This window comes from Billgrantia endophytica (genome assembly GCF_002879615.1).
GTDB lineage: Bacteria > Pseudomonadota > Gammaproteobacteria > Pseudomonadales > Halomonadaceae > Halomonas > Halomonas endophytica.
In genome coordinates this window covers 18,140-31,597 of sequence record NZ_PNRF01000019.1, presented here as the reverse complement: position 1 = coordinate 31,597, position 13,458 = coordinate 18,140, and the positions used below count along the sequence as shown (strand labels likewise).

Here is a 13,458-nt window from a genome sequence, read left to right as displayed (position 1 = left end):
GACCAGACAGGGGAGTTCTCAATGGGGTTCCAGAAAATTGTCGTACCTGAAGGCGGCGAAAAGATCACCGTCAACGCTGACAACACCCTGAACGTGCCGAACGAGCCGATCATCCCTTTCATCGAAGGTGATGGCATTGGCGTCGACGTGACGCCGGCAATGAAGATTGCCATCGATTCAGCCGTGCAGCACGCTTACAACGGTGAGCGCAAGATCCACTGGATGGAAGTCTACGCCGGTGAGAAGGCCACTCAGGTCTATGATGCCGACACCTGGCTCCCGGAAGAGACCCTGGAAGCCGTCAAGGATTACGTCGTTTCCATCAAGGGCCCGCTGACCACCCCCGTGGGTGGTGGCATTCGCTCCCTGAACGTGGCCCTGCGCCAGAAGCTCGATCTTTACGTCTGCCAGCGTCCGGTTCGCTGGTTCGAAGGCGTGCCGAGCCCGGTGAAGAAGCCCGGTGATGTCGACATGGTCATCTTCCGCGAGAACTCCGAAGATATCTATGCCGGTATCGAATGGAAGGCCGGTTCTCCCGAAGCCGACAAGGTCATCAAGTTCTTCCGCGAGGAAATGGGTGTCACCAACATCCGCTTCCCGGAAAACTGCGGTATCGGCGTCAAGCCGGTCTCCGTGGAAGGCACCAAGCGCCTTGTGCGTCAGGCCCTGCAGTACACCGTCGACAACGACCGCGAGTCGCTGACCCTGGTGCACAAGGGCAACATCATGAAGTTCACCGAAGGTGCCTTCAAGGACTGGGGCTACGAGATTGCCAGGGACGAGTTCGGCGCCGAGCTGCTCGACGGCGGCCCCTGGATGCAGTTCAAGAACCCCAAGACCGGCAAGGACATCGTGGTCAAGGACGTCATCGCCGACGCCATGCTGCAGCAGATTCTGCTGCGTCCGGCAGAGTACGACGTCATTGCTACGTTGAACCTCAACGGTGATTATCTGTCTGATGCTCTTGCGGCAGAAGTCGGCGGCATCGGTATTGCACCGGGCGCCAACCTCTCCGACAACGTGGCCATGTTCGAGGCGACCCACGGTACTGCGCCGAAGTACGCCGGCCAGGACAAGGTCAACCCGGGCTCGCTGATTCTCTCCGCCGAGATGATGCTGCGTCACATGGGCTGGGTCGAGGCTGCCGATCTGGTGCTCAAGGGCATGGAAAAGGCCATTTCCAAGGGCGAGGTCACTTATGACTTCCATCGCCTGATGGACGATGCCAAGCTACTGAAATGCTCCGAGTTCGGCCAGGCCGTCGCTGACAACATGTAATTGGTCCGGCGTCCTGACGGGGCCCTCGTCCGCCATGCGGACGAGGGCCCTTTGCGTCCGAACCATGAACCCTGTCGGTTTCTCGGCGTCCAAGGAAAGTTGGGGCGCCTGAGACATCCGGCTTGTCGAGATGGTGTGTGGCTTTTATGTTCTATAGAGAAGACCCGAACGCGTGGAGGCTTGCCGGTGTGATCGCAGGTATGACGCAGCCGCCGCATCCTGACGAGGAAGGCGACGGTGATCTGGCCGTCCAGTCGTCGGACCCTGACGTGGCACGCCCACCGATGTACAAGGTGGTGCTGCACAACGACGACTTCACTCCCATGGAGTTCGTGGTGGAAGTGCTGCAGAGCTTCTTTCACATGGATAGCGAGACCGCCGTTCAGGTGATGCTCACGGTCCATACCCGGGGCAAGGCCACCTGTGGCATCTTCACCCGCGACATCGCGGAAACCAAAAGCCATCAGGTCAATCAATATGCAAGAGAATGTCAGCACCCGCTGCTCTGCGATATCGAAGCGGCTGACTGACCTCCCGGACATGGTCGAGACGGGATCTAAATGGCAGTCGTTGAGGATAGAGACTTGCAACGGCGGCGTTTGTGCCCGATGTTGATGATGCCGGACCACGAAAGATCCGATGCAAGCCCTAAGCGGCGAGAAGGGGACTGCCATGCTGAGCAAAGAACTTGAACTGACCCTGAACACGGCCTTTACCGTGGCCCGCTCCAAGCGGCACGAGTTCATGACCGTGGAGCACCTGCTGCTGGCCTTGCTTGATAACGCCTCCGCGGCAGACGTGCTGAGAGCCTGTGGGGCCAACCTCGACAAGCTGCGGTCCGATCTGCAGGATTTCATCAATTCCACCACCCCTCTGATTCCCGAGGATCAGAGTGACCGCGAAACCCAGCCGACTCTGGGCTTCCAGCGTGTACTGCAGCGGGCGGTATTCCACGTGCAGTCATCGGGCAAGAGCGAAGTCACCGGTGCCAACGTCCTGGTGGCGATCTTCTCCGAGCAGGAGAGCCAGGCGGTCTACTTCCTCAAGCAGCAGAACGTGGCACGGGTCGATGCCGTCAACTACATCGCTCACGGGATCTCCAAGGTGGCCGGCCATGGCCACAACCCGTCATCTCCCTCGCCGGATTCGGAAGAGGCGGAAGAGGGCGGTGTCGAGACCAGCACCAATCCGCTTACCGGGTACGCCACCAACCTCAATGAGCAGGCGCGACTGGGCAAGATCGATCCCCTGATCGGGCGTGAGCATGAGCTCGAACGGGTGATCCAGATTCTCGCTCGCCGGCGCAAGAACAATCCGCTGCTGGTCGGGGAGGCCGGGGTGGGCAAGACCGCCATTGCCGAAGGACTGGCCAAGCGGATCGTCGAGGAGGACGTGCCCGACGTCATCAGCGATGCGGTCGTATACTCGCTGGACATGGGCGCACTGCTGGCCGGTACCAAGTACCGGGGGGACTTCGAGAAGCGGCTGAAGGGGCTTCTGGCCGAACTCAAGAAGCAGCCCAATGCCATTCTCTTCATCGACGAGATCCATACGGTGATCGGCGCCGGGGCGGCGTCGGGCGGTGTGATGGACGCCTCGAACCTGCTCAAGCCGCTGCTCTCTTCCGGTGAGCTGCGCTGCATCGGGTCCACGACCTTCCAGGAGTTCCGTGGCATCTTCGAGAAGGATCGGGCGCTTGCGCGTCGATTCCAGAAAGTCGATGTCATGGCGCCCTCGGTGGACGACACCATCCGTATCCTCAAGGGGCTGCGTTCACGCTTCGAGGAGCATCATCGCCTAAAGTACACCGATGCGGCACTGGAGAGCGCGGCCAGGCTGGCGGATCGCTATATCAATGATCGCCACCTGCCGGACAAGGCCATCGACGTGATCGACGAGGCCGGTGCCCACCAGCGCCTGCTGCCGCCGGAGGTGCGGGTCGAGACCATCGACGTCGACCAGGTCGAGGCGGTGGTCGCCTCCATCGCGCGGATTCCTCCAAAGAGCGTGTCCAGTTCCGACCGCAAGCTGCTCGAAAACCTCGACCGCGACCTCAAGATGCTGGTGTTTGGCCAGGATGAGGCCATCGACAGCCTGTCGGCAGCGATCAAGCTGTCGCGTGCGGGCCTCAAGTCACCGGACAAGCCGGTGGGCAGCTTCCTCTTTGCAGGCCCCACCGGGGTGGGCAAGACCGAAGTGGCTCGTCAACTGGCGCGCATCATGGGCATCGAGCTGGTTCGCTTCGACATGTCCGAATACATGGAGCGCCATACGGTGTCCCGTCTGATCGGCGCCCCCCCGGGCTATGTGGGATATGACCAGGGTGGGTTGCTGACCGAGGCGATCACCAAGCAGCCGCACTGCGTGTTGCTGCTCGACGAGGTCGAGAAGGCACATCCGGAGGTCTTCAACCTGTTGCTGCAGGTGATGGATCACGGTCGCCTGACCGACAACAATGGCCGCGAGGCGGACTTCCGTCATGTGATCGTGGTCATGACCTCGAACGCTGGCGCGGAGCAGCAGGCGCGTCGATCCATCGGCTTCCAGACCCAGGATCATTCCACCGATGCCATGGAGGTCATTCGCAAGACCTTCTCGCCGGAGTTCCGCAACCGCCTGGATGGCATCATCCAGTTCCATTCCCTGCCCACCTCGGTGGTGCGCAGCGTCGTGGACAAGTTCCTGGTGGAGCTACAGGCACAGCTCGACGAGAAGCGGGTCCAACTGGATGTGGACATGGACGCTCGTGACTGGCTGGCCGAAAAGGGCTACGACCCGAGCATGGGGGCTCGTCCGATGGCCCGTATCATCCAGGAGAAGCTGAAGAAGCCGTTGGCCGAGATGATCCTGTTCGGCGAACTGGCCGAGCATGGCGGAGTGGTGCATGTCAGCGTGGAAGATGGCGAACTGCATCTTTCCACCGAGGCGGAGCTGGCCGACGCTCCCTGAGGGGCTGCGCCAGTACCCGCACGACACAGCGCCCTGCCTTCCGGACGGGGCGTTGTCTTGTGTGCAGGGCGGCGATTGCGAGGCGATCAGTATGCGGGCGCGGAGTCGCGTTCAGCGGGAGCGGTAGACGATGCGGCCCTTGGTGAGGTCGTACGGGGTCAGTTCGACCTTGACCTTGTCACCGGTCAGAATGCGGATGTAGTTCTTGCGCATCTTGCCCGAGATGTGGGCAGTCACGACGTGGCCGTTCTCCAGCTCGACGCGGAAAGTCGTGTTGGGAAGGGTATCGACGACGACGCCTTCCATTTCGATATGGTCTTCGCGTGCCATATAGGCGGTTCCTCGCTGGTGATGACAAAGGACTAGAGACGATGCTTGAGCCGTTCATGGCGACCGGCGCGTCTCATCGGCAACAGAGTAAACCACTGTCCATGCCGACAGGATAGCGCGGTATTGTGCCGCAAGCTGGGCGTCAAGGCAAAGGAGGCCTCACTTAAAGAAGTGATTTTCGATACGAATGGCCCGCCTCCAGTGCCGTCCATCGAGTATCTCCAGCGGTTGATAGGCCTCCTTGTAAGCCATCTTGCGGCATTCGCGGATCCAGTAACCCAGGTAGACATGGGGGAGGCCCCGCTCGCGTGCCTCCTGCACCAGGCTGAGCACGGCAAAGGTGCCCAGCGAACGGCGCTCCCACTCCAGTGCCGGTTCGAAGAAGGTATAAATGGCCGAAAGGCCATGCTCCAGCTGGTCGAAAGCGGCCACGGCCAGCAGGCGATCGTCGAGGCGGCACTCCAGCAGCCTGGAGTAAGGCTCATCCAGGGTCAGGAAGGTGCGGTATTGCTCCCGGCTCGGTGGATACATGTCGCCATCGTGGTGGCGGGCATGGATGTAGCGTTCGTAAAGCGCATAGTGTTCCGCATTGAACAGGGCCGGGCGTTCGATCAGCCGCAAGTCCGCATTTCGCCGGGCGGTGCGGCGCTGGCTGCGATTGGGTTGAAAGTCGGCGACCGGGATGCGAACGGAAAGGCAAGCGCTGCATCCCTCGCAATGGGGCCGATAGAGGTGCTTTCCACTGCGGCGAAAACCCAGCAGAGCAAGGGTATCGTAGACCCCTTGGCTATGTGACTCCTGGGGATCGAGAAAAAGCGTGGTGGCTTCCTGATCCTCCAGGTAGCTGCACGCGTGAGGCACCGTGAGGAAGAATCGAAGATCTCGTACCGGGTGATGAGGCGCGTTGCTGCTCACGTCGGCCGCCTCCTATGAGATAGCGGATGGTGTCTCGGCGAGCGAGGCATCATTGGGTAGTGGCCAGTCGGGTAGGGGGTAGATGCCGCCCGGTGATGAAGGAGTCGTCAGGTCTTTTTCAAGATAGCCGATGAACTCGCTACGGGCGATATCACGCGCCCCTAGATTGGCCAGGTGTCGGGTATGCATCTGGCAATCGATCAAGTGTCCGTTGCTGGCCTGCATGGCGCGTCCCAGATGCACCAGAGCCACCTTGGAGGCATCACGCTCCCGCGAGAACATCGACTCGCCGAAGAACACCGGGCCCATGGCGACGCCGTAGAGGCCGCCGACCAGCCGGTCTTCCCGCCAGACCTCCACTGAACGGGCGTAGCCCAGGTCATGAAGGGCGGAATAGGCCCGGTGCATCTCGTGGGTGATCCAGGTGCCCGGTTGTCCTTCCCGGGGGGCTGCGCAGGCTTCGACGACGGCATCGAAGGCGCGGTTGTAGGTAACCTGGAACGCGCCATTGCGCAGCCGCTTGGCAAGGCTGCGACTGATGCGAAGCTCGTCAAGGAAAAGCACCATTCGCGGGTTGGGGCTCCACCACAGAATGGGCTGGCCATCGCTGTACCAGGGGAAGATCCCGCGTCGATAGGCCGCCAGCAACCAATCCGGCGTCAGGTCACCGCCAGCTGCCAGCAAGCCGTCGGGGTCACGCAGGGCTTGCGACACGGGTGGAAAGGTCACCGGTTGTTCAGGCAGCCAGGGCAGCATGGAAGCGGCGCTCCTTGATCGGCGAGGAGCTCCTAGTCTGACCTTGCTGCCGCTCTGGCTCAAGCCGCCGCTGACGCCACTGTGCCAAGACCTGCTGTCCCGGTATGATGGCGGCTGAAACGAGTTCTGCATGTGAATGCTTCTGCAAGGCGCCGCCCGGTGCGGCGCGAGGGGGTTGGCGAGTTGAGTGCAAAGGAAAAGAGCGCGCCTCGGCGCGCGACGGCGGAAAATGCCCGGCACACCGCGCGGCGCATGGGGCTCCGCCTGCACGGTGCAGCCCGCGAAGGTGTCGTCATCATACTGCTGGCGGCATGCGTCTTCCTGCTGCTGGCACTGTTCAGTTATCAAGCGGCGGATCCCGGCTGGTCCCGTCGTGGCCCTGAAACCGATGTCGACAATTGGATGGGGCCCATCGGGGCATGGATTTCCGACGTGCTCTATTCACTGTTCGGGGCCAGCGCGCTGTGGTGGCCCGGCATGCTGGGCCTCGCCGGCTGGTGGCTGATCCGTTCGCGCCAGGTTCGCCTCGAGTGGGACGCCACGGCGGTGGCGGTGCGCCTGGGTGGGCTGGTCCTGCTGCTGCTGGGTACCACGACACTGGGTGCGCTGCATTTCTACAATCCGGACAGCATACTGCCTTACTCGTCTGGCGGGATCCTCGGCGAAGGCCTGGTGGGCGCCTTGGTGCCCCTGGTGGATTCGGGCGGCGCTGGGTTACTGGCCCTTGCCGCCGTCCTGTGCGGCTTCCCGCTGTTCAGCGGGGTATCGTGGCTGGCCGTGATGGACGAGTTGGGGCATCGTGCCCTGCGGCTGTGGCGGTGGGCGGCGATACCGTTCGGTCTGGCTCGCGAACGCCAGGAAGCCAGGCGTGCTGAAGCGGACGAGCAAGCAGAAGAGCATGACGAAGAGCGTCTTGACGACCCTGACGTCTACGATGGGAAAAGCCCGGGGGCGCGTCGTGGTTGGCGCCGGCTGATGTTCTGGCGTGGCCGTGAGGCGGAACCGGCCTTCGATTCCCCTGCCCTGCGTGAACCGAGCCTGTCGTCCGGCTTCGGCGACGATGGCGACACGGACATCCCCTGGGAAGTCCCCGAACGTACCCCTTCGGCAAAGCGTCCGGAAGCGGCCTATACCGCCCGTGAGGCGACCTCTCGCCCGGACCGGATGCCGTCCGGTATCGGTGGTTCGCCGTCTGGGTCGACTGTCGGAAGGCCAGACGCGGCGGCCTCTGGGCTGGCCGCTGGCGCGGCCGGAATTGCCGCCGCATCGACGGCCTACCCGCTGAGTGCGAACCGTCACGATGAGCCGGTCCAGGCCTCCTCCATGCCGCTGCGGGCCACCAAGTCCGAAGAGGGAGCGAAAGACGGCTCCAGCGCGGGAGAGAGCCAGAGGCCACTCCGGGCGGATGAGGCTGCTGTCCTTCAGCCCGGCGAACCGGAGCCTCCGGTGGATTCGCTTCCCCCGGCCGAACCCACCATGGTGGGGCGCCGCGAACCGGGTCTGAGCGACTGGCAGCCGGTAGAGCCGATCGACGAGCCGAAACAGGAGCCTCGGCTGGGCTGGGACGATTACGATGAAGAGGGTGCCGGCGTTGCCGAGCGCGCCGAGAAAACCGAAGAGACCGACAGCGACGCGATCCGGCACGTCGAGCGGCAGTCGGGTTCTGCCGTGCAGAACCGGGAGTCGATGGGAAGTCAGGACCAGGCGGCCGGCTTGAGGGCGCGACAGGCGCCAACCGTGGAGGTGCGGGAGGAGGCACCGCAAGGGCGCATGGCGACGGCCGAGCAGGGGCGTGCGGCGGCGGAAGAGCCCGAAGGGCCCACCCTGTGGACGGTGGAGCACCTGCAGAGCCAGCGGCCCCAGTTCGACATGCTGGAAGAACCGGATGGTGACCTGCCCAGCCTGCGCCTGCTGACGCCGCCGGAACCGCATCAGCAGAACTATACCGAACAGCAGTTGATCGACATGGCCGAACTGCTCGAGACCCGGCTGCGCGAATATGGGGTCAAGGCCGAGGTCGTCAATACCTGGCCCGGGCCCGTGATCACCCGTTTCGAAATCAAGCCCGCTGCGGGGGTGAAGGTTTCGAAGATCAGCAACCTGGCCAAGGACCTGGCACGTTCACTGATGGTCAAGAGCGTGCGGGTGGTGGAGGTGATACCCGGACGGCCGACGGTCGGCATCGAGATTCCCAACCCGCATCGGGCCATGATTCGCCTGCGCGAGGTGATCGACTCGGATCGCTATCAGCAGGAAGCATCGGCGCTGACCCTGGCGCTGGGTCAGGATATCGGCGGTGCCCCCGTTGTTGCCAACCTGGGCAAGATGCCTCACCTGCTGGTGGCCGGTACGACCGGTTCGGGCAAGTCGGTCGGGGTCAACGCCATGTTGATCTCCATGTTGCTCAAGGCCACTCCCCAGGAGCTGCGGCTGATCATGGTCGACCCCAAGATGCTCGAACTGTCGGTTTACGACGGTATCCCGCATCTGCTGGCGCCGGTGGTCACCGATATGAAGGAAGCCGCCAACTCGCTGCGCTGGTGTGTGGCCGAGATGGAGCGCCGCTACAAGTTGATGGCGGCCATGGGGGTGCGCAACATTACCGGCTTCAACGGCAAGCTGGACGAGGCCGAGCAGGCGGGCGCTCAGGTGGCCGACCCGCTGTGGGACCCCCAGCCCTGGGAGATGCATGAGTCGCCGCCGGTGCTGGAGAAGCTGCCCTACATCGTGGTGGTGATCGACGAATTCGCCGATATGTTCATGATCGTCGGCAAGAAGGTCGAGGAACTGATCGCTCGCCTGGCCCAGAAGGCCCGGGCCGCCGGCATCCATCTGATACTGGCCACCCAGCGCCCGTCGGTGGATGTGGTCACCGGCCTGATCAAGGCCAACATCCCCACCCGCATGGCCTTCCAGGTTTCTTCTCGGGTCGACTCTCGCACCATCCTGGACCAGGGCGGTGCCGAAAACCTGCTGGGGCACGGTGACATGCTCTATCTGCCGGCGGGCTCCGGCCTGCCGACCCGGGTCCATGGCGCCTTCGTCGACGATGATGAGGTGCACCGGATCGTGGAGGACTGGAAGCGCCGTGGCGAGCCGGAATACATCGACGAGATCCTCTCCGGCGGGGTGTCGGCCGAAGCGCTGACCGGCCTGGAGGCGGAAGGCGGCGATGGCGGCGATGCCGAGCAGGACGCGCTCTACGACGAGGCGGTACAGTTCGTCACCGAGAGCCGCCGTGCCTCCATCTCGGCGGTGCAGCGTCGCTTCAAGATCGGCTACAACCGAGCCGCGCGGCTGGTCGAAGCCATGGAAATGGCCGGGGTGGTCTCCACCATGGGTACCAACGGCGCTCGCGAAGTGCTGGCACCACCGCCGGTAGGTGGCTGACCCGCATGACGTCGGCACTCAACCATGCAGCAATCGTGGAAGCGGCGGCGGGGAATGCAACCCGCGGGCCCTTCCCGGGTCCGATCAGCAGGATTCCAATGTGGACGCCGTCCAGGGAGACAGCAACGATGACAGTAAAGAAGACCCTCGCCGCCCTTGCCATGGCGATTGCCGTACCGGTCACCGCTCTGGCCAGCGAAGGCGCTGAACGCCTGACCCGGATGCTGGAGCCCCTGCAGACCTACGAAGCGAGCTTCGCACAGCAGATCCTCGACGGCAGCGGCCAGCGCCTGCAGGAAGCCAGCGGTCGCATGTGGCTGTCGCGCCCCGGCAAGTTCCGCTGGGAAGTGGATGCACCCTATCAGCAGGAGGTGATCTCCGACGGAGAAGAGGTCTATCTCTACGATCCCGACCTGGAACAGGTGACGGTGCAGGCGCTGGACCAGCGGGTCACGCATACGCCGGCGCTGCTGCTTTCCGGCAGCGTCGGTGAGTTGACCGGCAGTTACGAGGTCACCCGGCAGCAACAGGGCAGTAACGAGACCTTCACGCTGGTGCCGAAGTCCCCCGACACCTTGTTCGAAGAGTTGGAGATGACCTTCCGCGGCAACGAACTGCGGGGTCTGCAGATGACCGACAGTACCGGGCAGCGGACCGCCATCGAGTTTCGTGACGTCAGCATGAATGCGTCCATCGACGAGAGCCGATTTGCCTTCGAGATTCCCGACGGCACCGACGTGATTCGCGATACGCACTAAGCCTGCGGCTCCCACCTGAATGACGACCGCGCCGCCCCGAGGCGGCGCGGTCGGTTTCACTATCCATCCTCACCCATCCTCATCCGCCCTGGCGTCCAGCTCTGCCCGCCAGGCCATCAGCTGTGCATAGCGTTTCTCCTGGCCGTGCTCGGTGGGCTGGTAGAAGGGCTTGCGGGGCAATGCCTCGGGCCAGCAGTCGTGTTCACTGCCCGCCGGATAACCATCGGGTTCGTTGTGGGCATAGCGATACCCCTGGCCATGGCCGAGGGACTCCATCAGCTTGGTCGGCGCATTGCGCAGGTAGGTGGGCACCTCCAGGCTCGGCTGGGCGGCGACGAAGGACCTGGCCGCGTTCCAGGCCCGGTCGATGGCGTTGCTCTTGGGCGCTATTGCCAGGTGAATGGCCACATGGGCGATGGCGCGCTGGCCTTCGTAGTCGCCCAGGCGCAGATAGGCGTCCCAGGCGGCCATGACCAGGGGCAGAGCGCGCGGATCGGCGTTGCCCACGTCCTCGGAAGCGATGGCGGCAAGGCGTCTGATGACATCCAGCGGGTCGCCGCCGCCCTGAAGGAAACGGGCGATATAGAGCAGGGCGGCATCCTGGCGGGAGGAGCGCACCGACTTGTGGATCGCCGAAAGCAGGTCGTAATAGTAGTCGCCCTGCTTGTCGAAGGCGCTGGTCTGGTGACCCATCGCCGCCTCCAGCGCCTCGCGGGGCAGCCGTTCCCCGTCCCCTTCGTCAACCGTGAAGTCGCAGGCGGTCTCCAGCAGGCCCAGCGCGCGGCGGGCATCGCCGGCGGCAGCTCGGGCCAATAGCATCAGTATGTCGTCCGCTACCGCAATGCGACGGCTCCCCAGGCCGTGCTCCTCGTCCTCCAGGGCCTTGCGCAACACGACGACCAGTTCGGCCTCCTCCAGGGGCTTGAGCACGTGAACGCGGGCCCGGGACAGCAGGGCCGAATTGACCTCGAAGGAGGGGTTTTCCGTCGTGGCGCCGATCAGGGTCAGCAGCCCCGATTCCACATGGGGCAGCAGGGCGTCCTGCTGGCTCTTGTTGAGCCGATGAAGCTCATCGAGAAACATCAGCGTCTGCTGCCCCTGGTCCCGGGCAATCTGCGCCCGGGAGACGGCTTCACGGATATCCTTGACGCCTGCCATGACCGCGGAAAGCCGTTCCAGTCGGGCGCCAGACTCCGCTGCGAGGATTTCGGCCAGCGTGGTCTTGCCCACGCCCGGAGGGCCCCACAGGATCATGGAGCGAACCATTCCGGTTTCAGCCATGCGTCGCAGGGGCTTGCCTGGCCCCACCAGGGCTTGTTGCCCCACATAGTCATTCAGGCGGCGGGGGCGCATTCGATAGGCCAGCGGGGCCGCATCGTCAGAGGCCTGACCGAACAGGTCCATAGTCATCTCCTTGTGACGTGAGACGGATTGTCGATGCCATCTCGATAATCTGTCATTATGCAATACGACCTTGGGTGGTATGCGGTATCGGGCCAAAGGCGCTAGGGTGATACAGCACCTTGCCCATTCGGACCGCCATCGATAACGCGGTCCAATAATGAACCTGCACCTGTCCCGCGTATCAAATCCATATGCCCGCTCATCCGATGGTAGAGGAGGCTTCGCATGCCAATGCTGACCCAACTGCGTCAGGATCATGCCAATATGGCGCGCATGTTGCACGTCCTTCAGTTGAAGCAGAAGGCCCTTGCAGCCGGCGAACGGCCCAACTTCAAGCTGGTCCGGGAGGTCGTCGACTATATACTCGACTATATGGAGGGTTTCACCGTTCCCCTGGAACGGATCTGCACCGAGCGGCTCAGAGCCCTGGCTCCAGAAAGCCATGAGCTGACCGAGCGTCTTTCCAATGACTACCAGGCATTGCGGCAGCGCCTGTTGCGGCTATCCAATGATATCGACATGATCCTGATGGATGCGGTGGTACCCATGGATCGCTTTGCAGAGGATCTCAGAGCGTATCTCGACGCTCACCGGGGCTATCTCCGTGACGAGCGGGAGCTGCTCTTCCCTCTGCTGCGTGAGCGTTTCGATGACAAGGAGCTGGAACTGCTGGCAGCGGAGCTGCCGGAAGGGGCGGCGGAGCAGCTGCTGCGCCTACAGGAAGCCTATCCTGAACTCTATGCCGAGCTCAGGGAGGCCGCACCGGAACCCACCACCTGACGGAACCCGGCCGGGCATGGGCTTACCGTTGCTCGTCTTGCTGCTAGAATGAGCGACTCACTGCAGCAGAGCAATTCAGCATGATCGTCTCTTTCCCATGCCCGGCCCGGTCCTGATCTTCGATTCCGGCGTCGGCGGTCTGTCGGTCATCGAACCGCTGCGCCGCCGATTGCCCGATGCTGCGCTGGCCTATGCCTGTGACAATGCCATGATGCCCTACGGCACGCGGCCCGATGGCTGGCTGGTCGAGCGCATCCTGGCGGTCTGCGAGGCCGCGGTGGCCGCCAGCGGCTGTTGTGTCCTGGTGGTGGCCTGCAACACGGCCAGTACCCTGGCGCTGGATGCCTTGCGGTCTCGCCTGGCCGTGCCGGTGATCGGTACCGTGCCGGCCATCAAGCCGGCAGCCGAGCTGAGCCGCACCCGCCATATCGGCTTGCTGGCCACCAGTGCGACCGTGGCGAGGCCCTATACCGATCGCCTGATCCACGACTTTGCCGCTGATTGCAGGGTGACTCGTGTCGCCGCCGACCCTCTGGTTCGTCAGGCCGAGCGATTGCTGGCGGGCGAGGAGCCGGACAGCCGGATCATCCAGGAGGCCACTGCACCACTCTGGGGGGCGCCCGACCTGGATGTCGTTGTGCTGGGTTGCACCCATTTCCCCCTGCTGAGCCCCTGCATTGCCGCTGCGGCGCCTCGTCCCGTATCCCTGGTGGATTCCAGCGAGGCCATTGCCCGCCGCACCGCCCAGATAGCGGTCGACCCCTCACCGCGCTGCGGCCAGGACAAGAGCTATGCCACGGCTCCCGATGCCCGCCTGGCCAGGGCGGTGGCTGGCTTCGGTTTCGCCGAGCCGGGCCTGCTGACCCTCGACTGACGTGATTCACGCCTTCTTTCCAAC

At 63.5% G+C, this 13,458-nt stretch carries 11 protein-coding genes; 7 read left to right on the top strand and 4 right to left on the bottom strand.

The genetic code is table 11. The annotated features are described in order from the left end of the window. The first annotated feature begins 21 nt into the window (after positions 1-21). The 3 genes from icd to clpA all read left to right on the top strand — a co-directional run bounded on the left by icd (position 22) and on the right by clpA (position 4,227). Positions 22-1,278: an NADP-dependent isocitrate dehydrogenase gene (gene icd / locus C1H69_RS09550; RefSeq protein ID WP_102653175.1), complete on the top strand. Its 1,257-nt coding sequence runs from the start codon at positions 22-24 to the stop codon at positions 1,276-1,278. Between the two features lie 200 nt (positions 1,279-1,478). After that, complete coding sequence (gene clpS, locus C1H69_RS09545; protein WP_102653174.1) at positions 1,479-1,808, top strand: ATP-dependent Clp protease adapter ClpS; 330 nt, start codon at positions 1,479-1,481, stop codon at positions 1,806-1,808. Positions 1,809-1,950: 142 nt separating this feature from the next. Beyond that, positions 1,951-4,227 (top strand): ATP-dependent Clp protease ATP-binding subunit ClpA, encoded by a 2,277-nt coding sequence (gene clpA / locus C1H69_RS09540; protein WP_102653273.1) that lies wholly within the window; start codon positions 1,951-1,953, stop codon positions 4,225-4,227. Positions 4,228-4,338: 111 nt separating this feature from the next. Here the strand turns inward: clpA and infA are convergent, their stop codons facing one another. The 3 genes from infA to aat form a co-directional block, all read right to left on the bottom strand. Further along, positions 4,339-4,557 carry a translation initiation factor IF-1 gene (infA, locus tag C1H69_RS09535; protein WP_010627817.1) on the bottom strand — a complete coding sequence of 73 codons (219 nt, stop codon included), beginning with the start codon at positions 4,555-4,557 and terminating at the stop codon, positions 4,339-4,341. Positions 4,558-4,716: 159 nt separating this feature from the next. Then, positions 4,717-5,472 carry an arginyltransferase gene (locus C1H69_RS09530; protein WP_102653173.1) on the bottom strand — a complete coding sequence of 252 codons (756 nt, stop codon included), beginning with the start codon at positions 5,470-5,472 and terminating at the stop codon, positions 4,717-4,719. 12 nt (positions 5,473-5,484) lie between these two features. Beyond that, positions 5,485-6,228 carry a leucyl/phenylalanyl-tRNA--protein transferase gene (gene aat, locus C1H69_RS09525; protein WP_102653172.1) on the bottom strand — a complete coding sequence of 248 codons (744 nt, stop codon included), beginning with the start codon at positions 6,226-6,228 and terminating at the stop codon, positions 5,485-5,487. Positions 6,229-6,480: 252 nt separating this feature from the next. On the opposite strand from aat, the gene C1H69_RS09520 reads away from it, so the two are divergent. Together C1H69_RS09520 and lolA are read left to right on the top strand one after the other, a co-directional pair. Then, the gene (locus tag C1H69_RS09520) at positions 6,481-9,618 is read left to right on the top strand and encodes a DNA translocase FtsK (protein ID WP_102653171.1); all 3,138 of its coding nucleotides are present in this window, start codon (positions 6,481-6,483) and stop codon (positions 9,616-9,618) included. Positions 9,619-9,746: 128 nt separating this feature from the next. Further along, complete coding sequence (gene lolA, locus C1H69_RS09515; protein WP_102653170.1) at positions 9,747-10,376, top strand: outer membrane lipoprotein periplasmic chaperone LolA; 630 nt, start codon at positions 9,747-9,749, stop codon at positions 10,374-10,376. A 69-nt stretch (positions 10,377-10,445) separates the two neighbouring features. Here lolA and C1H69_RS09510 read toward each other — a convergent pair whose 3' ends face one another. Further along, positions 10,446-11,780, bottom strand: coding sequence for a replication-associated recombination protein A (locus C1H69_RS09510; protein ID WP_102653169.1), 1,335 nt, complete (start codon positions 11,778-11,780; stop codon positions 10,446-10,448). A gap of 231 nt (positions 11,781-12,011) precedes the next feature. Here C1H69_RS09510 and C1H69_RS09505 point away from each other — a divergent pair, with 231 nt between their 5' ends. Together C1H69_RS09505 and murI are read left to right on the top strand one after the other, a co-directional pair. Further along, positions 12,012-12,560 carry a hemerythrin domain-containing protein gene (locus C1H69_RS09505; protein WP_102653272.1) on the top strand — a complete coding sequence of 183 codons (549 nt, stop codon included), beginning with the start codon at positions 12,012-12,014 and terminating at the stop codon, positions 12,558-12,560. Positions 12,561-12,657: 97 nt separating this feature from the next. Continuing rightward, positions 12,658-13,434 (top strand): glutamate racemase, encoded by a 777-nt coding sequence (gene murI, locus C1H69_RS09500; protein ID WP_102653168.1) that lies wholly within the window; start codon positions 12,658-12,660, stop codon positions 13,432-13,434. The last annotated feature ends 24 nt before the right edge of the window (positions 13,435-13,458 follow it).

Coding starts and splice junctions, on each gene's coding strand:
- lolA (WP_102653170.1), top strand. CDS start 9,747: ATGACAGTAAAGAAGACCCTCGCCGCCCTTGCCATGGCGATTGCCGTA.
- icd (WP_102653175.1), top strand. CDS start 22: ATGGGGTTCCAGAAAATTGTCGTACCTGAAGGCGGCGAAAAGATCACC.
- C1H69_RS09520 (WP_102653171.1), top strand. CDS start 6,481: ATGGGGCTCCGCCTGCACGGTGCAGCCCGCGAAGGTGTCGTCATCATA.
- infA (WP_010627817.1), bottom strand. CDS start 4,557: ATGGCACGCGAAGACCATATCGAAATGGAAGGCGTCGTCGTCGATACC.
- murI (WP_102653168.1), top strand. CDS start 12,658: ATGCCCGGCCCGGTCCTGATCTTCGATTCCGGCGTCGGCGGTCTGTCG.
- C1H69_RS09505 (WP_102653272.1), top strand. CDS start 12,012: ATGCTGACCCAACTGCGTCAGGATCATGCCAATATGGCGCGCATGTTG.
- clpA (WP_102653273.1), top strand. CDS start 1,951: ATGCTGAGCAAAGAACTTGAACTGACCCTGAACACGGCCTTTACCGTG.
- C1H69_RS09510 (WP_102653169.1), bottom strand. CDS start 11,780: ATGGACCTGTTCGGTCAGGCCTCTGACGATGCGGCCCCGCTGGCCTAT.
- aat (WP_102653172.1), bottom strand. CDS start 6,228: ATGCTGCCCTGGCTGCCTGAACAACCGGTGACCTTTCCACCCGTGTCG.
- clpS (WP_102653174.1), top strand. CDS start 1,479: ATGACGCAGCCGCCGCATCCTGACGAGGAAGGCGACGGTGATCTGGCC.